We start from the raw sequence: 18,310 nt of genomic DNA, 5'->3' as shown, positions 1-18,310 counted from the left end.
CTTTGTCGATTCGAAGCGCGCGGCTTATGTTTTATCGTTTTAGATGCTAAGCAAAACGGTATAAGGTAAATATTGTTATAAGAAGGTGCCTTCGTTATGCTCGCCCTTCAGTTGAATCATGCTGTTGCCAGCACCTGGAGGAATGTATGACAAGTCGCCCTTCCCTGTTCAAGCGAGCCAGCCGTTGGGGTGGAGCCCTGCTGCTGAGTGCTGGTCTGTCGATGGGGCATGCCCAGGCGGCTGATCAGGAGCTGCTCAATTCCTCCTATGATATTGCCCGTGAGCTGTTCTCCGCCTACAACGAGCTGTTCGTGGAGAGCTGGAAGAAGCAGACCGGCAAGACCGTGGAGATCAAGCAGTCCCATGCCGGCTCCTCGCGTCAGGCGCAGGCCATCATCCAGGGCCTGCGAGCCGATGTGGTGACCTACAACCAGGTGACCGATGTGGATATCCTCCACGAGCGAGGCAACCTGATCCCGGAAGATTGGCGGGACCGTCTGCCCAATGCCAGCTCGCCCTACTATTCGACCATGGCGTTCCTGGTCCGCAAGGGCAACCCGAAGAATATCCAGAACTGGGACGATCTGGCGCGTGCTGACGTGAGCTCGGTGCTGCCCAACCCCAAGACCTCGGGTAATGGCCGTTACAGCTACCTGGCAGCCCTGGCCTACGCTCAAAAGGCCTTTGGCGAGGATAAGGCTGCCATCGACAACTACCTGCGTACCTTCCTCGGCAACGTGGCTGTATTCGACACCGGCGGTCGCGGTGCCACCACCACCTTCATCGAGCGCGGTATCGGTGATGTATTGCTGACCTTCGAATCCGAGGTCAACAACATTGCCGCCGAGAACCCGGACTACGAGGTGGTGGTACCCAAGATCAGCTTCCTGGCCGAGTTCCCGGTCACCTGGGTTGACCGCAGCGTCAAGCACAACGGTACCGAGGAGCTGGCCAAGGCCTACCTTGAAGGTCTGTATACCGAGGAGGCCCAGCGTCTGATCGCCGGTTTCTACTACCGGGTGCATGATGAGAAGGTGAAGGCCGAGTTCGCTGACCGTTTCCCCGAGCTGGAACTGGTGTCGGTGGAGCAGATCGGTGGCAGCTGGGAGAACGTGATGAAGGAACATTTCGCCAGCGGTGGTAAACTTGATCAACTCCAACGTCGGTAATTAGCCTTCCTCAGATGAATCGATCTTTATTCGGCCTGTTGCCAGGTCGTTCCAGCCAGCCCGGCAAGCGCGTCTTGCCGGGTTTTGCTTTGAGCCTAGGTATTTCGCTGTTCTTCATCAGTGTGGTGCTCATCCTGCCGATCACCGGCCTTGTTGTTCATACGGCGGGCATGGGTTGGGACCAGTATTGGGCCGTCATCACTGATGAGCGGGTGGTCGCTTCCTACAAGGTCACCCTGTGGACCGCGGCGCTGGCCTCGGTGATCAATGCGCTGGTGGGGCTGCTGCTGGCCTGGGTGCTGGTGCGCTACGAGTTTCCCGGCAAGCGCATCATGGACGCGCTGGTAGACCTGCCTTTCGCCCTGCCCACGGCGGTGGCCGGCATTACCCTGGCCGCGCTCTTTGCCCAGGATGGCTGGTATGGTCAGATCTTCAGCCTGCTCGGCATCAAGGTGTCCTTCACGCCGCTGGGTATCATCGTGGCGATGTCCTTCACCAGCCTGCCCTTCGTTGTGCGTACCGTCCAGCCGGTGCTCGAGGATCAGGCCCCGGAGGACGAGGAGGCCGCAGTGAGCCTGGGGGCGAGCGACTGGACGGTGTTCCGGCGCATCCTCTTTCCGGCGATCTGGCCCGCTCTGCTCACGGGCTTCGGCTTGTGCTTCTGTCGGAGTCTGGGCGAGTTCGGTGCTGTCATCTTCATTGCCGGCAACATGCCCTATGTCAGCGAGATCACCAGCCTGATGATTTTCGTGCGACTGCAGGAATTCGACCATGCGGCGGCCAGTGCCATTGCCTCCGTGGTACTGATGGCGTCGCTGGTGCTGCTGCTGCTGATCAACCTCTGGCAGGCGCGCTACCTGCGCCGGTTGCATGGGAGATGAGCATGCAGCAACGTAGAACAATGCGGGCCGGTGATCAGCCGCTGGTGAAGTGGACGCTGATAGGTCTGGCCATCATCACTACCCTGTTGATGCTGGTGATTCCGCTGGTACTGATTTTCGACATGGCGTTTTCCGCCGGCGTTGGCAACTATTGGGATAACCTGACCAACCAGTACACCCGCCATGCGATCGGGCTGACGCTGCTGGTGGCGGCGCTCACGGTGCCGATCAATCTGGTGTTCGGAGTGTTTCTGGCCTGGCTGGTTACCCGCTTCGAGTTTCCCGGCCGCAAGGTGCTGATCACGCTGATCGACATTCCCTTTGCCGTCTCGCCGGTTGTGGCCGGTTTGCTCTATCTGCTGCTGTACGGCAGCAACGGCTGGATCGGCAGCTGGTTGACGGAGAATGACGTACAGCTGATGTTCTCCTGGCCGGGCATTGTCATGGTCACGGTATTTGTTACCTGTCCCTTCGTTGCCCGCGAACTTATCCCATTGATGCAGCAGCAGGGTGGGGAGGAAGAAGAGGCTGGGGTTGTCCTGGGTGCCACCGGCTGGCAGCTGTTCCGGCGTATCACCCTGCCCAATATCCAGTGGGCGCTTCTGTACGGCGTGGTATTGACCAACGCCCGCGCGGTGGGCGAGTTCGGTGCAGTCTCGGTAGTTTCCGGCAATATCCGCGGCGAGACCAACACCCTGTCGCTGCACGTCGAACTGCTGTATCAGGATTACAACGTGGTAGGTGCCTTTGCCGCCGCCTCGCTGCTGGCCGGCATTGCCCTGATCACCATTGTCGTCAAGAGTTTTGTGGAGTGGCGCCAGGCCCGACAGCGTGCCCCCCTGGCTGAATTATCGGATGGTCGCTGATGAGTATTTCCATTGAAGGTATCACCAAGAACTTCGGTTCCTTTCAGGCGCTGAAGACCATCTCCCTCGAGATCCCGGATGGCCAGCTGGTGGGGTTGCTCGGGCCCTCAGGCTCAGGCAAGACGACCTTGCTGCGCATCATCGCCGGGCTCGAATCGGCTGATGAGGGGCGCATTCTGTTCCATGGCGAGGATGTCACCCGGCTGCACGTGCGCGAGCGGCGCGTTGGTTTCGTATTTCAGCATTACGCCCTGTTCCGCCACATGACGGTTGCGCAGAACGTGGCTTTCGGGCTGGATGTTCTGCCATCCCGCGAACGGCCGCCGGCCGCCGAAATACACAAGCGCGTGCAGATGCTGCTGGAAATGGTTCAGCTCGGACACCTGGCCGACCGGTACCCGGCGCAGCTGTCGGGCGGACAGAAGCAGCGTATTGCCCTGGCTCGGGCGCTGTCCATGAAGCCGCAGATACTGCTGCTGGACGAGCCTTTCGGCGCGCTGGACGCCAAGGTGCGCAAGGATCTGCGCCGCTGGCTGCGTACCCTGCATGAGGAATTCCATTTCACCAGCGTGTTCGTGACCCATGATCAGGAGGAGGCACTGGAGCTCTCCGATCAGGTCGCGGTCATGAGTGCGGGCAAGATCGAGCAGGTGGACACCCCGCAGAAACTGTATGCCCAACCTTCCAGTCGCTTCGTGTTCGACTTTCTGGGTCAGGTCAACGTATTCCGCGGCGAAAGGTCGGACAGCACGCTGCGCCAGGGTGATGCCTGGGTTCGCTTGCCGGACGCAGCCGGCGCTACCAGCCTGCAGCTGTACATGCGCTCCCACGAGGTACGTCTGCAGACCACGCCCGCAGCACACGCCTATCTGCCGCTGCGCATCGAATCGGTCAGTCTGGTCGGCGCGGAGGTTCGGCTGGAGCTGTCCCCGGTTGGCTGGGCCAGCGATGAACCCTGGGAAGTGGGCATCACCCACGCCCAGTTCAATACCTGGCAGCCCCAGCGTGGCGACCAATGCTTCGCTGTGCCGCAGGTGGCCCACCTTATCGAGGTCGATGCCCATACACCCCATACCCTCCGCTGGGAAGCAGGGGAGATGGACGACCCCGCCGCGATGATATGAGCCAGTCGTGATATTGGAATGTCATCGGGATGACATTTTTTTTTCCGGTGATACCATGGCAGCGCGCCCTGTTCGGTGCGTTGCAAGAGGGCTGTCATGGGGACGGCCACAAAGGATGGTTGGAGTAAGGGATAATGTACAAAACACTACTGGCGGTGCTGATTGCCGGGGCAATGGTCTCCGGTGTGCAGGCTGCAGAGAGTCATGTGAATGGCTATCTTTTCGGCCATGTTGGCCAGGCCGACTATGATACCGGCAGCTTTTATAGCGGGGTTCCGGGCTCATTGGACGAAAAGGATACTGCGTTCAAGATCGGAGCCGGTGTCCAGCTCAACAGTTACGTAGGCATCGAGTTCCAGTACGTGGATCTGGGTGAGCTTACTTTCAAGACTGCCGGGTTCAGAACAAGGGATAGTGCGGATGGCCTGGGCGCCAACCTGGTAGCTACCCTGCCGCTCGATCGCTTCAAGCTCTACGGTAAAGTGGGTTATCACAAGATGAAGTACGAGGTCACCGAGAAGGATGGTTTCGGCAGCTGGAATGAGTCCGAGAAGGAGTGGGTGACCTCCTATGCGATAGGTGCGACCCTGGCACTGACGCCTGCTTTTGAGATCGTCGCTGAGTATGAGCGTTATCAGGATGTCGCTGACAATTTCAACGGCAGCGGATTTGATGCTGACGTGGATCTGGCCTCCATCGGTCTGCGTTACAACTTCTGATCCTCCCGCCCGGGTCTGGGCCCGGGCGTCCTGCCTTCCCCCGCACCATTCGACGACTTTCCGGTCGAAATTCCCCCAAGTGCTCGATTCTTTGCTCTATAATCGCGCGTTTGCGTAATGCCCGGCCCCTGCGCCGGACCGATTGAGGGCCAATCATCGTGATCAAGACGCCGTATTACCTGATCGACAAGAGCAAGCTGCTGCGCAACATGGAGAAGATCGCCTATCTGCGCGAGCACTCCGGGGCAAGGGCGTTGCTCGCTCTCAAATGCTTTGCCACCTGGTCGGTGTTTGATCTGATGAGCCAGTACATGGACGGCACCACCTCGTCCTCCCTGTACGAGGTCAAGCTGGGCAAGCGCAAGTTCGGCGGGGAAACCCATGCCTACAGCGTCGCCTATGCCGACGACGAGATTGAAGAGGTGCTGGCCCACTCGGACAAGATCATCTTCAACTCCATCGGTCAGCTGCAGCGCTTTGCCGACGCCTCTGCCAACCATGTGCGCGGCCTGCGTCTCAATCCCCAGGTCAGCAGTTCCGACTGGCTGATTGCCGACCCGGCACGCCCCTTCAGCCGCCTCGGCGAGTGGGATGCCGACAAGGTTGAACAGGTGATGCCCCTGATCTCCGGCTTCATGATCCACAACAATTGCGAGAACAGTGATTTCGACCTGTTCGACAGCATGTTGCAGAAGATCGAGGAGCGTTTCGGCTCGCTGCTCGAGCGCGTGCAGTGGGTGAGCCTGGGTGGCGGTATCCACTTCACCGGCGAAGGCTATCCGCTGGACCGTCTCTGTGCCCGCCTCAAGGCCTTCGCCGAGCGCTATGGCGTGCAGGTCTATCTGGAGCCGGGTGAAGCGGCCATCACCAACAGCACCACCCTCGAGGTCACGGTGCTCGACACCCTGTACAACGGCAAGCAGCTGGCGATTGTCGACAGCTCCATCGAGGCCCACATGCTGGATCTGCTGATCTACCGGCAGCAGGCTCGCATGGAACCCTGTGACGGCCCCCATGAATACATGGTCTGTGGCAAGTCCTGCCTGGCGGGCGATATCTTCGGCGAGTTCCGCTTTGATCGGGAGCTCAAGACCGGTGATCGGCTGTCGTTCATCGATGCCGCCGGGTACACCATGGTCAAGAAGAACTGGTTCAACGGTGTGAAGATGCCATCCATTGCCGTACGCCACCTCAACGGAGAAGTTGAGCTGGTACGCGAGTTTGGCTACGACGACTTTGAAAGCGGCCTCTCCTGAGGTCATGGTCCCCAAGCCCAAGGAGGCGTATAGAGGAAAAGTAATGAAAAGAAACGTTCTGATTATTGGTGCCGGAGGGGTTGCCCAGGTGGTGGCGCACAAGTGCGCTCAGCACAACGACATACTGGGTAACATCCACATCGCCTCGCGTACTGTCGAGAAGTGTCAGCAGATCGTCGACAGCGTACGGGAAAAGGGCAGCCTGAAAACTGCTGGTGAATTGCAGGCTCATGCCCTGGACGCGCTGGATATCGAAGCGACCAAGGCCCTGATCGCCGAGACACAGTCGCAGCTGGTCATCAACGTCGGATCGCCTTTCATTAACATGTCGGTCTTGCAGGCCTGTATCGAGACCGGCGCGGCCTACCTCGATACTGCCATCCACGAGGACCCGGGCAAGATCTGCGAAACCCCGCCGTGGTACGCCAACTACGAGTGGAAGCGCCGTGAGCTCTGCGAAGAGAACAAGGTCACTGCGATTCTCGGTGTGGGCTTCGATCCGGGTGTGGTCAACGCCTATGCGGCGCTGGGCATGGATTACTTCGACAGCGTCAGCGATATCGACATCATCGACATCAACGCCGGTGACCACGGGCACTACTTCGCGACCAACTTCGACCCGGAGATCAACTTCCGCGAATTTACCGGTCGTGTCTGGAGCTGGCAGAACCGCCAATGGGTGCAGAACAAGATGTTCGAGATCAAGCGCACCGATGATCTGCCGGTGGTGGGCAAGCGTACCAGCTACATGACAGGTCACGACGAGCTGCACTCGCTGTCCAGGAACCTGGATGTACCCAACATCCGCTTCTGGATGGGCTTCGGCGACCACTACATCAACGTCTTCACCGTGCTCAACAGCCTGGGGCTGCTTTCCGAGCAGCCGGTGACCACCGCTGAAGGTCTGGAAGTGGTGCCGCTGAAAGTGGTCAAGGCCGTGCTGCCCGATCCGGCCTCGCTGGCCCCGAACTATACCGGCAAGACCTGCATCGGTGACATTCTCAAGGGCAAGAAGGACGGCAAGGACAAGGAGATCTTCATCTACAACGTGGCCGACCACAAGGAAGCCTACGAGGAAGTGGGCAGCCAGGGTATTTCCTACACCGCCGGGGTGCCGCCGGTGGCTGCGGCCATCCTCATCGCCCAGGGCGTATGGGATGTGCAGAAGATGGTCAACGTCGAAGAGCTGGACTGCAAGCCTTTCATCAATCTGCTCAACGACATCGGTCTGCCGACCCGCATCAAGGACGAGGAAGGCGATCGCCCGCTGAGCTACTGAGCTCTGGCGCTCGTGTAACCTGAACAATCCCCGGCCTTGGCCGGGGATTGTCGTTTATGACTGTCAGTCCAGTCCCTGGGTTTCTGGCGTACATCCAGCAGATTGCCGTCAGCATCCGAGGCTCAGCCCAACCCGCGGATGTGCGGAAAAAACGGAGCAGGGGGATGGTCGGATTATTCACCGGCGGCCTGATGGGGTAATATCGACGACTTTCCGGGCAGGTAGCTGTCGCAACAAGGTTCTTTCACATGACGTCCCTATCCGTGGCGCCGACGCTGTCCGAGCGTCTGGCTGGTATTGCTGAGGTCGAGTGCGTGATTCCCGACATGAACGGAATTCCGCGCGGCAAGCTGGTCAACGCCCAGCCCTATCTGCAGGGACGGCGGGTCCAGATGGCCCACGGCGTACTGGTGCAGTGTCTGACCGGGGAGTACCCGGAGCCGCGCTACTACGGATACGATGACAGCGACTTCATCCTGCACAGCATTCCGGAGCAGGTGCATGTGACCCCCTGGACCGCCCAGCCCCGCGCCCTGGCGCTGTGCGAAGCATTGGAAATGGATGGAACGCCCTCGCGCCTGTCTTCCCGCAGCATGCTGCAGCGGGTGGTCGAGCGTTATCGGAGCCGTGGCTGGTTCCCCAAGGTGGCCACCGAAATCGAGTTCTACCTGTTCGAGCACAATCCCGATGTGCAGCAGGCGTTCCAGGCGCCGGTAGGACTGGATGGTCGTCGGGAGGTGGGCAATCAGGCCTTTGCTGCGGGTTCGGCGCATGCACTGCAGCCTTTCTTCACCGAGTTGAAGGAGGGGATGGCCGCGCTGGGCATTCCCTGTGAGGCGGTGATGCACGAGATGGGGTTGAGCCAGTATGAGGTCAACTTCATCCATGACGACCCGCTGCTGATTGCCGATCAGACCTTCCTGTTCAAGTTCATGCTCCATGAAGTTGCCCTCAAACATGGACTGATTGCGGTCTGCATGGCCAAGCCGCTGTCGAAGATGCCAGGCTCTTCCATGCATATCCATCAGAGTGTGGTCGATGGGCAGGGACAGAACATCTTTACCAATCCCGATACCGGAGAGGCCAGCGAGCTGTTCGCGCATTACCTGGGTGGCCTGCAGGCCGGGCTCGGCGATCTGATCCTGCTGATGGCGCCCAACGTCAACTCCTATCAGCGTTACTGCCATGTCTATGCTTCGCCAAACAACCTGTGCTGGTCCCAGGACAACCGGCGTACCGGTCTGCGGGTGCCTTCCAGCGACCCTGCTGCCCGGCGGGTGGAGAATCGCGTACCCGGGGCCGATGCCAACCCCTATCTGGCGATTGCCGCCACCCTGTCCGCCGGACTGCACGGCATAGAGCGCCAGCTGCATCCCGATCTGCCTGCCCAGGGTGATTTCGAGGTCCCGGACGATCTGCGCCTGAGCTGCACCCTGCATCGGGCCATCCGCCGTCTGCAGGTCAGTGAAGTGGCCCGGGATTTCTTCACCCCCGAATTCATTGACGGCTACCTGGCCTGCAAGCAACTGGAGCTGGAGAGCTTTCTGGACGAGATCAGTCCGTGGGAGCGGCGATATCTGAGCCAGGTGTAGCTTTCAGGGGCAATGTCCCCACGACACACAATGTCGCAGGTTGCTGGTAGGCTGTGGAAAGCGCCCTGTCCATGGACTGAATCAACGGAGCCTCCATGTCACACACCCCGGATCTGACTCCCGGTCTGATGATCATCCACGGCAATCGCCTGGAAAGCCTGCGTGAGCTGGTCGTCGACTGGCTGCGCGCCCACCCGTTGGGGCCGCTGGAGAACGAGGTGATGCTGGTGCAGAGCAACGGTATCGCCCAGTGGCTGCAGATGGCGCTGGCGGCGGATCCGGAGCAGGGTGGCTGCGGCATTGCCGCGGCTCTGGATGTGCAGCTGCCGGCGCGTTTTCTCTGGGACACCTACCGCAACGTGCTCGGACGGGAGGCCGTGCCCGAGATGTCCCCGCTGGACAAGGAACCGCTGACCTGGCGTCTGATGCGGCTGTTGCCGGGCCTGCTGTCGCAGCCATCATTTGCTCCGCTGCAGCGGTTCCTCGCCGATGATGCGGATTGTCGCAAGCGCTACCAGCTGGCCCAGCGCTTGGCGGATCTGTTCGACCAGTATCAGGTGTACCGGGCCGACTGGCTGAACGACTGGGCGCAGGATCAGGATCGCATAGGGCTGGCCAGGGAGGGCATGCTGCCGCTGGAGGCGGAGTCCTGCTGGCAGCCTGCGCTCTGGCGGGCGGTACTGGCGGATGTCGGTGCCGAGCGCCTGAGTGACAGCCGCGCCGGTATCCATCCGCGATTTGTCGAGCAGATGCTCGGCGCTGATCAACGTCCGGCGGGATTGCCCCGGCGGGTAGTGGTCTTCGGTATCTCCTCCCTGCCGGCCCAGACACTGGAGGCGCTGGCCGTCATGGGGCGTTTCAGTCAGGTACTGCTGGCGGTGCTCAACCCCTGCCAGTACCACTGGGGCGATATCGTTGCCGATCAGGACCTGCTGCGGCATCAGTATCGCCGCCAGCAGCGGCGTCCGGGTGTGCCGCTCGAGCTGGATGAGGCCTTGTTGCATCAGCATGCCCATCCGCTGCTGGCGGCCTGGGGCAAGCAGGGGCGTGACTATATCAACCTGCTTGACCAGCATGACGAGCGCGCCAGCTACGAAGCGCGGTTCGCCGCCATCAACGGCGGCCGGGTGGATCTGTTCGAGCCGCCCCCGGGTAACAGTCTGCTGCAGCAGTTGCAGCAGGACATCCTCGAATTGCGTCCCCTGGCCGAGACGCGGGAACGCTGGCCGCCGGTGTCGGCGGATGATGGCTCACTGCGTTTCCAGGTGGCCCACAGCGCCCAGCGGGAGGTGGAGATTCTGCACAACCAGCTGCTGGACGCCTTCGCCCGGGACCCGCAGCTGCGACCCCGCGACGTGATCGTCATGGTGCCGGACGTGAATACCTATGCCCCCCACGTGCAGGCGGTGTTCGGCCAGTATCCGACCGATGATCGCCGGCATATCCCCTTTACCCTCGCCGATCAGGGCCAGCGTGGTCGCGAGCCCCTGCTGATTGCCCTGGAGCACCTGCTGCGGCTGCCGGACAGCCGCCTCAGCGTGAGCGAGGTGCTGGACCTGCTGGATGTCCCGGCCGTGCGGCATCGACTGCAGCTCACCGAAGCCGATCTGCCGGTGCTGCAGCGCTGGATCCGCGGGGCCGGCGTGCGCTGGGGCCTGGATCAGCAGCGCCGCGCCGCCCGGGGGCTGCCGGCCGGGCTGGAAGCCAACAGCTGGCGCTTCGGCTTGCGGCGCATGCTGCTGGGCTATGTCAGCGGGGATGCTCCCGCCTGGCAGGGCGTGGAGCCCTATGACGAGGTCGGTGGGCTGGACGCGGCACTGGTCGGCCCGCTGGCGCAGCTGCTGGAACGGTTGGATCGGCATGAGCGGGCGCTGGGCGAATCCCTGTCGCCAGCGCTGTGGGCCGAGCGCCTGCTGCGCCTGCTCGAGGACTTCTTCCTGGCCGAGAGCGAGCGAGACCAGCTGCTGCTGGCGCAGCTGCAGGAAGCGCTGGAGCACTGGCTCGAGCTCTGTGACTCGGTCGGGCTGGATGAGCCGCTGCCGCTGACCGTGGTGGCCGAAGCCTGGCTCTCGGCGGTCGGTCAGCCCTCGCTGAGTCAGCGCTTTCTGGCGGGGGCGGTAAACATCTGCACACTGATGCCGATGCGCGCCATTCCCTTCCGCCATGTCTATCTGCTGGGCATGAATGACAGCGATTACCCGCGCGCCCAGCCGCCGCTGGATTTCGATCTGATGGCCCGCGACTATCGCCCCGGTGACCGATCCCGGCGCGAGGATGACCGCTATCTGCTGCTCGAAGCGCTGCTGTCGGCACGGGATGTACTGAGCATCAGCTGGGTTGGTCGCAGCATCCGCGACAACACCGAGCGTCCCCCCTCGGTGCTGGTCGGGCAGCTGCGCGATCATCTGGCGGCCGGCTGGCAGCTGGACGGCGGCGGCGACCTGCTGGCCGCGCTGACTACCGAACACCCCCTGCAACCCTTCAGCCGGCGCTACTTCGAGGGGCGCGGTGATCTGTTCAGTTATGCCGGTGAATGGCGCCTGCTGCATGGGACGGAGGCGGGTGAAGAGCAGGCGGATGTGCCGCTGGAAGAGTTGCTGCCGGACGGGCCCCTGGATGCCAGCCTGCTGCAGCGGTTTCTGCGCAATCCGGTGGAGCAGTTCTTCGCCTGGCGGTTGAAGGCCTTCCTGCGTGAGGAGCAAGACAGCATAGAGGACGACGAGCCCTTCGCCCTGGATGGGCTGGAAAGGTATCAGCTCAGCCAGTGGCTGCTCCAACAGGCTCTGGTTGACGGAGGGGCGACCTGGGAGCAGCAGCTGGAACAGGCGGCCGGCCGCCTGCAGGCGCGGGGGCAACTGCCGCTGGCCGGCTTCGGCAGCCTGGCGCAGCAGCAGATTATCGGCCCGCTGCGCAAGCAGCTGGAGCGCTACAGCCTGCAGCGGCAGCAATGGGATCAGCCGCTGGAGCAGCCCCTGACACTGGCCTGTTCGGACGCTGTCATCCAGCTGACCGGTGCGCTGGGCCAGGTGCGCAGCTCATCCAGCCGTGACGGCCTGACCCGCCTGGTATTGACGCCCGGCAAGCTGCTGGATGCAAAGGGCAAGCTGCGCTGGTCGCGATTGATGGCTGACTGGTGCCTGCATGTGCTGGCGGCGGCCAGCGGTCATACGGTGCGCAGCTGTCTGGTGGGCGCCAATGGCACCGTCGAGATGGCACCGCTGGACCCGCAGCGGGCCGAAGAAATTGTCGTCGCCTGGCTGTCGGCCTGGCGCGAGGGTATGCGCCGGCCTCTGCCGGTTGCTGTGGAGACGGCATTCGCCTACCTCTGCGCCAGGGAAGATCAGGCCGAGCAGCGGGCCCGGGAGTGCTATCAGGGCTCGGGCTATTCCGTGGCCGAGGTGCAACGCAGCCCGGCGCTGCAGCGCACCCATGCCGACTTTGCCAGCCTCTGGGCAACCGGGGAGTTCGAGCACTGGGCGCGGCAGCTGTATCAACCGCTGGTGCAGGCCGGCCAGGACCGACTGCTTGAGTACAGCATGAGCGTGGAGGAGTCGGCATGAGCATGGAGCGACCACTGGCCCTGCGCTGTCCGCTGCGTGGCAGTCGCCTGATCGAAGCCAGCGCCGGCACCGGCAAGACCTTCACCATTTCCGCTCTCTATCTGCGCCTGGTCATCGGCCACGGTGGTGTGGACGGCTTCGTGCGGCCGCTGCTGCCCCCGGAAATCCTGGTGGTGACCTTCACCGACGCGGCTACCCAGGAGCTGCGTGACCGCATCCGCGCCCGTCTGGTCCAGGCGGCCAAGGCCTTCCGTGGCGAGCTGGAGGACCCGGACCCGATACTCTCGGGCCTGCTGCAGGACATGGATCCCGAGCAGCACGCCGCCTGCGCGCATCGACTGGAAATAGCCGGGCAATGGATGGATCAGGCGGCTGTCTCCACCATTCACAGCTGGTGCCAGCGCATGCTGCGCGAGCACGCCTTCGACAGCGGCAGCCTGTTCGAGCAGACGCTGGAAACCGACCAGAGCGAGCTGCTGGCCGAGGTGGTGCGCGATTACTGGCGTACCCACTGCTACCCGTTGCAGGGCAGCGCGCTGGACTGGGTCAACAGCCACTGGGGCCATCCGGACGAGCTGGCGCGGCGGGTGAGGGTATGGCTGGATACGGCGGGCAGTCCGGTCGAGCAGGACCTGCAGGCGCTGCTGGCCAGCCGTCTCGAACAGGCGCAGCAGCAGCTGGCGCAGATCCGCGAGCCCTGGGCTGATTGGCTGGACGAGCTGCAGACCTTTCTGGCCCAGGCCTGCGAGGCCGGCAGCTTCAATGGCAACAAGCTCAAGCCGACCATCTACGAGCCCCGTATCCAGCAGCTGCGGGCCTGGTGCGAAGGCCGTGGCACTCTGGATTTCAAGAAGGGCGAGCAGTTCAAGCGCTTTACCCACGAAGGGCTGCAGGATGCCTGCCGCAAGGGCGTCCAGCTGGAGCTGCCGGCGGGCGTCTGTGCTGCTCTGGACGCCATGGCTACCCTCGAACAGCGGCTGGCGCAGCTGCCGGATCCCGCGCAGGATGCGCTGGAGCATGCCGCCTGGTGGATCGGCCGCCGGCTGGAGCAGGAAAAACAGCGGCGTGCGCAGATGGGCTTCGACGACATGCTCAGCCGGCTGGATACCGCATTGCAGGGTGCCAACGGGCCGCGGCTGGCCGAGGTGATCCGTCAGCAGTTCCCGGTGGCCATGATCGACGAGTTCCAGGACACCGACCCGCTGCAGTACCGTATCTTCGACAGCATCTATCGGGTAGGACTCAACGATCCGGACAGCGCCCTGCTGCTGATCGGTGATCCCAAGCAGGCCATCTATTCCTTCCGCGGGGCCGACATCCATACCTATCTGCGCGCCCGCGATGCCACCCATGACCGGCACGAGAACCTGGACACCAACTTCCGCTCCAGCCAGCAGATGGTCAGCGCGGTGAACGGGGTGTTCAGACTGGCCGAGGAGCAATGGTCCGAGGGCGCCTTCCGTTTCCGCCACGGGCACGGCAATCCGCTGCCCTTTCTCCCGGTCCATGCCCGGGGGCGCCGGGAGATCTGGACCTGCGAGGGCCGTCCCGGCGCGGCCCTGACCGTGTGGCACCGCTCCGGTGAGCGGGTATCGTCCGAGGATTACCGTCAGGACATGGCCCAGCGCTGCGCCAGCGTCATGGTCGCGCTGCTTCGCGGCGGCCAGGCCGGGCATACCGGCTTCATGGATGCGGAACAGCGGCTGGTGCCGGTGCGTCCGGCGGACATGGCTGTGCTGGTGCGCACCGGCCGCGAGGCACAGATCATCCGCCAGGCTCTGGCGGAACGGGGGGTACGCAGCGTCTACCTGTCGGACAAGGACTCGGTACTGGCCACCCAGGAGGCGGCGGATGTGCTGCGCTGGCTGCGTGCCTGCGCCGAGCCGGGCAATGACCGACTGCTGCGCGCCGCTCTGGCCAGCGCAACCCTGGCGCTGAGCTGGACCGAGCTGGAACAGCTGAATCAGGACGAACGCCGCTGGGAGCGCTGGGTGGAGCAGTTCCGCGAGTATCGCCAGTGCTGGATGCGCCAGGGCGTACTGCCCATGCTGCATCGGCTGCTGCACGAGTTCCGGCTGCCGGCCAGGCTGGTGCAGCGCGGTGATGGGGAAAGGCGCTTGACCAACCTGCTGCATCTGGCCGAGCTGCTGCAGCAGGCTGCCCGCGAGCTGGACGGCGAGCAGGCGCTGATCCGTTACCTGAGCGAGGCCATCCAGCGGGCGCTGGATGGCGCCGGGGGCGATGAACAGATACTGCGCCTGGAAAGCGACGCGGACCTGGTCAAGGTGGTGACCATTCACAAGTCCAAGGGCCTGGAATACCCGCTGGTATTCCTGCCCTTCATTGCCGGCAGCCGACCCGTGCGTGCCGGTGAACCGGTGCGCCTGCAGCAGGGCGGCCGGTCCCGGTGGGTGCTGGAGCCTGACAGCGAGCAACTGCAGCAGGCGGACCGGGAACGCATGGGCGAGGATCTGCGACTGCTCTATGTGGCCCTGACCCGGGCCCAGCATGCCTGCTGGCTGGGGCTGTCCGATCTGCGCCGGGGCCGGGCCAGGGACTCGGTGCTGCATGAGAGTGCCATCGCCTGGTTGCTCGGCGGAGGCGAGCAACTGCAGGAGCCGGAAGGCCTGGCGCGCTGGCTGGCCGCCTGGCAGCAGCTTGACGGCATCAATGTGGTAGCCGCCCCCGAGCCGGATGATCAGCACTATCAGCCCGTGCAGGCCGAACAGGTTGAGCTGCATGAGCGTACACCGGCCCACGCTCCCTTCGAGCACTGGTGGATCAGCTCCTACAGCGCCCTGGCCATAGGTGGAGAAACCCCGGACTCGCCCCTGTCCGCGCAGATGGGCGACGACGAGCGCCGGGCGCAGTTTTTGCCGCTGCGGGCGGGGGAGACGCCGAGCATTCACCGCTTCCCCCGGGGCCCGCAGCCGGGCACCTTCCTCCACGGGCTGCTCGAGCTGGCCGGGGCCGAGGGCTTCAAGCGCTTCGCCGATCCCCAGCTGTGCCGGGAGCGGCTGCGGCCACGCTGCCAGCGGCGCGGCTGGGGTGACTGGAGCGAGTGTCTGGCGGACTGGCTGAGTGCACTGATTGCCCGTCCCGGACTGGTGCCCGGCACTGCGCTGGCGCTGGCCGATCTGCGGCCGGGGCAATACCAGGTGGAGATGGAGTTCCTGTTCAGTGCCCGGTGGGTGAAGGTCCAGCAGGTGGATGAGCTGGTGTGCAGGGCAACCCTGGCAGGACAACCCCGGGCCGCGCTGGTCGCGGATCGGCTCAACGGCCTGTTCAAGGGCTTCATCGATCTGGTGTTCGAGCACGAAGGACGCTATTACGTGGTCGACTACAAATCCAACTGGCTGGGGGGCGACGCCTCGGCCTATACCCAGGACGCCATGACCACCGCGGTGCTCGAACACCGCTATGACCTGCAGTACGTGTTCTACCTGCTGGCGCTGCACCGCCAGTTGCGCGCCAGACTGCCGGACTACGACTATGACCGCCATGTCGGCGGCGCGCTCTACTGGTTCATCCGCGGCAGCGGCGGGCAAGGCACCGGGCTGTGGCACGATCGTCCACCCAGGGCGCTGATCGAGGCGCTGGACCGGCTGTTCGCCGGCCAGGCGCAGGGGAGGTGCAATCATGACGCGCAGTGATCTGCCGGCCGGGCAGCAGCTGGATCTGCTCGATGCCGTGGCCGCCGAGCCGCCGCAGTTGACTCTGGATCAGCTGCTGCATCAGCTGCAGCAGTGGGTCGAGGTGGGCTGGCTGCGGGCGCTGGATCGGGCGCTGGTAGTGTTTCTGCTGGACAGCCAGCCGGATACCCATCCGCTGGTGCTGCTGGCCGCAGCCCTGACCAGCCATCAGCTGGGCCATGGGCACGTCTGCCTGGACGTGGCCGCCACCCTGGACAGCCCCGACCTGAGCCTGTCACTGCCCCCGGAGGGCCAGCAGGCCGGGCGGGACGTCCTGCTGCCCTCGGACCTGCTGCAAGGCGTCGAGGCCGACCACTGGTGCCGACAGCTGGCCGCAAGCCCGCTGGTCGATGCGCAGGCCGCCGAGCAGGGCGAGCGGCCGCTGGTATTGCAGGGGCGGCGCCTGTACCTGCGTCGCTACTGGCGCTATGAACGCCAGGTGGCGAGCATCCTGCGTCAGCGTCTGGCAACCAGACTGCCGCTGCCCCAGGGTCTGCCGGAACAACTGCAGCGCCTGTTTGCCGGCAGCAGCCAGCAGCCGGACTGGCAGCGCCTGGCCTGTGCCCTGGCCGCCCGGGGGGCGTTCAGCATCATCACCGGTGGCCCGGGTACCGGCAAGACCACCACGGTAGTACGTCTGCTGGCGCTGCTGCAGGGGCCGGCGGTGGCTGCCGGGCAGCCGCTGCGCATCCATCTGGCGGCTCCCACCGGCAAGGCGGCAGCGCGGCTGACCGAGTCCATCGGGCGACAGGTCGGTGATCTGCAGGTGGACGAGGCAGTGCGTGCGCAGATCCCCCGCCAGGTCACCACGCTGCACCGGCTGCTCGGCAGCCTGCCGGATACCCGCCATTTCCGCCACCATGCGGGCAATCCCCTGTTGCTGGATGTGCTGGTGGTGGACGAGGCCTCGATGATCGACCTGGAGATGATGGCCTGTCTGCTTGACGCGCTGCCGCCCCGGGCGCGGTTGATCCTGCTCGGGGACAAGGATCAGCTGGCCTCGGTGGAAGCCGGGGCCGTACTCGGCGATCTGTGCCGTGATGCCGACGCGGGCTGCTACAGCCCGGACACCCTCCAGTGGCTGGAGCAGGTCAGCGGCCAGTCGCTGGCCGCGGCCGGCCTGCAGGAAGGCGATGAGCAGCGCCAGCCTCTGGCCCAGCAGACGGTGATGCTGCGCTACTCCCACAGGTTCGGCGCCGGCAGCGGTATCGGCCGGCTGGCCCGGGCAGTAAACCGGCTGGACCCGCAGCAGGCCCGAGCGGTGCTGGCGGACTCCGGGTTTGCCGATGTGGGTTCGCGTCTGGTGCAGGGGCCGGGTGATGCCGCCTGGGCCGACCTGATACTGGGGCAAGGGCATCAGCCCGGCTATACGGCCTATCTGCAGGAGCTGCGCCAGCGCCCGGCAGACTCCCTCGAGGCGACGGACCCTGAATGGGAGTGCTGGGCACAGCGGGTGCTGGCGGCTTTCGATCGATTCCAGGTGCTCTGCGCGGTGCGCAAGGGCCCCTGGGGCGTGGAGCAGCTCAACCAGCAGATCGCTGCCTTGCTGCACCGGCGCGGCTGGCTGCCCGAGCCGGTGGGCTGGTACGAGGGGCGTCCGGTGCTGGTCACCCGCAATGACTATTCCCTCGGCCTGATGAACGGGGACATCGGTATCGCCCTGAGGATCAGGGAGCCGGCGTTGCAGCCGGGGGAGCGCGAGCGCATGGTGCTGCGGGTGGCCTTTCCCCGTACCGATGGCTCCGGCGGAGTGCGCTTTGTGCTGCCCAGCCGCCTGACCGCCGTGGAGTCGGTGTTCGCCATGACGGTGCACAAGTCCCAGGGCTCGGAGTTCGCCCACGCGCTGCTGGTGCTGCCGGACAGCCGCAGCCCGCTGCTGACCAAGGAGCTGGTCTACACCGCCATCACCCGGGCCAGCGGACACTTCACACTGGTGGAAACCCGCAGCGGGATCTTCGAGGCGGCGGTGACCCAGCCAGTGCGGCGTATCAGTGGTCTGGCGCTGGAGTGGGGCTGACTTGCCGGCAACTTTTCATGATAGACTCGACGGGCTCCTGCAGGTCTGCCGGAGCCCGTGTGACCGGTGACGCTTCCTGCCTGACGTCATCCCTGTGCCGATCCCCGCTGCCCTGATGTCACTGAACTCAGAAGCAGACGACGGGTCAGTTATCA

General features: G+C 64.0%; 11 protein-coding genes. All 11 read left to right on the top strand.

All coding sequences use genetic code 11. The annotated features are described in order from the left end of the window. Positions 1-146 precede the first annotated feature (146 nt). The 11 genes from cysP (at position 147) to recD (ending at position 18,155) form a co-directional block, all read left to right on the top strand. Positions 147-1,169 (top strand): thiosulfate ABC transporter substrate-binding protein CysP, encoded by a 1,023-nt coding sequence (gene cysP, locus VF673_RS11230; protein ID WP_440291996.1) that lies wholly within the window; start codon positions 147-149, stop codon positions 1,167-1,169. Positions 1,170-1,183: 14 nt separating this feature from the next. Beyond that, the gene (gene cysT / locus VF673_RS11225; RefSeq protein WP_440291995.1) at positions 1,184-2,050 is read left to right on the top strand and encodes a sulfate ABC transporter permease subunit CysT; all 867 of its coding nucleotides are present in this window, start codon (positions 1,184-1,186) and stop codon (positions 2,048-2,050) included. Between the two features lie 2 nt (positions 2,051-2,052). Further along, on the top strand, positions 2,053-2,916 hold the full coding sequence (cysW, locus tag VF673_RS11220) for a sulfate ABC transporter permease subunit CysW (RefSeq protein WP_440291994.1): 864 nt from the start codon (positions 2,053-2,055) through the stop codon (positions 2,914-2,916). Further along, positions 2,916-4,040 carry a sulfate/molybdate ABC transporter ATP-binding protein gene (locus VF673_RS11215; RefSeq protein ID WP_440291993.1) on the top strand — a complete coding sequence of 375 codons (1,125 nt, stop codon included), beginning with the start codon at positions 2,916-2,918 and terminating at the stop codon, positions 4,038-4,040. The genes cysW and VF673_RS11215 overlap by 1 nt, the downstream gene beginning before the upstream one ends. Positions 4,041-4,174: 134 nt before the next feature. Then, positions 4,175-4,759 (top strand): porin family protein, encoded by a 585-nt coding sequence (locus VF673_RS11210; protein ID WP_440291992.1) that lies wholly within the window; start codon positions 4,175-4,177, stop codon positions 4,757-4,759. Between the two features lie 158 nt (positions 4,760-4,917). Beyond that, positions 4,918-6,015 (top strand): carboxynorspermidine decarboxylase, encoded by a 1,098-nt coding sequence (gene nspC, locus VF673_RS11205; protein ID WP_320331938.1) that lies wholly within the window; start codon positions 4,918-4,920, stop codon positions 6,013-6,015. Positions 6,016-6,058: 43 nt separating this feature from the next. Beyond that, positions 6,059-7,294, top strand: coding sequence for a saccharopine dehydrogenase C-terminal domain-containing protein (locus VF673_RS11200; protein WP_440291991.1), 1,236 nt, complete (start codon positions 6,059-6,061; stop codon positions 7,292-7,294). Positions 7,295-7,542: 248 nt separating this feature from the next. Then, positions 7,543-8,886 (top strand): glutamine synthetase family protein, encoded by a 1,344-nt coding sequence (locus tag VF673_RS11195; RefSeq protein WP_440291990.1) that lies wholly within the window; start codon positions 7,543-7,545, stop codon positions 8,884-8,886. A 95-nt stretch (positions 8,887-8,981) separates the two neighbouring features. Then, positions 8,982-12,446 carry an exodeoxyribonuclease V subunit gamma gene (gene recC / locus VF673_RS11190; RefSeq protein ID WP_440291989.1) on the top strand — a complete coding sequence of 1,155 codons (3,465 nt, stop codon included), beginning with the start codon at positions 8,982-8,984 and terminating at the stop codon, positions 12,444-12,446. Beyond that, positions 12,443-16,099, top strand: a complete 3,657-nt coding sequence (gene recB / locus VF673_RS11185; protein WP_440291988.1) for an exodeoxyribonuclease V subunit beta — start codon at positions 12,443-12,445, stop codon at positions 16,097-16,099. The genes recC and recB overlap by 4 nt, the downstream gene beginning before the upstream one ends. Continuing rightward, positions 16,086-18,155, top strand: a complete 2,070-nt coding sequence (gene recD / locus VF673_RS11180; protein WP_440291987.1) for an exodeoxyribonuclease V subunit alpha — start codon at positions 16,086-16,088, stop codon at positions 18,153-18,155. Before recB ends, recD begins: the two co-directional genes overlap by 14 nt. Positions 18,156-18,310: the final 155 nt, after the last annotated feature.

The sequence above is a fragment of the Halopseudomonas sp. Lyrl_26 genome (assembly GCF_051948695.1).
Lineage (GTDB): Bacteria > Pseudomonadota > Gammaproteobacteria > Pseudomonadales > Pseudomonadaceae > Halopseudomonas > Halopseudomonas formosensis.
This window is presented reverse-complemented; position numbering and strand designations above follow the sequence as displayed.

Excerpts from the sequence above, each read along its gene's own strand:
- cysP (WP_440291996.1), top strand. The coding sequence starts at position 147 with ATGACAAGTCGCCCTTCCCTGTTCAAGCGAGCCAGCCGTTGGGGTGGA.
- cysT (WP_440291995.1), top strand. The coding sequence starts at position 1,184 with ATGAATCGATCTTTATTCGGCCTGTTGCCAGGTCGTTCCAGCCAGCCC.
- cysW (WP_440291994.1), top strand. The coding sequence starts at position 2,053 with ATGCAGCAACGTAGAACAATGCGGGCCGGTGATCAGCCGCTGGTGAAG.
- VF673_RS11215 (WP_440291993.1), top strand. The coding sequence starts at position 2,916 with ATGAGTATTTCCATTGAAGGTATCACCAAGAACTTCGGTTCCTTTCAG.
- VF673_RS11210 (WP_440291992.1), top strand. The coding sequence starts at position 4,175 with ATGTACAAAACACTACTGGCGGTGCTGATTGCCGGGGCAATGGTCTCC.
- VF673_RS11200 (WP_440291991.1), top strand. The coding sequence starts at position 6,059 with ATGAAAAGAAACGTTCTGATTATTGGTGCCGGAGGGGTTGCCCAGGTG.
- VF673_RS11195 (WP_440291990.1), top strand. The coding sequence starts at position 7,543 with ATGACGTCCCTATCCGTGGCGCCGACGCTGTCCGAGCGTCTGGCTGGT.
- recC (WP_440291989.1), top strand. The coding sequence starts at position 8,982 with ATGTCACACACCCCGGATCTGACTCCCGGTCTGATGATCATCCACGGC.
- recB (WP_440291988.1), top strand. The coding sequence starts at position 12,443 with ATGAGCATGGAGCGACCACTGGCCCTGCGCTGTCCGCTGCGTGGCAGT.
- recD (WP_440291987.1), top strand. The coding sequence starts at position 16,086 with ATGACGCGCAGTGATCTGCCGGCCGGGCAGCAGCTGGATCTGCTCGAT.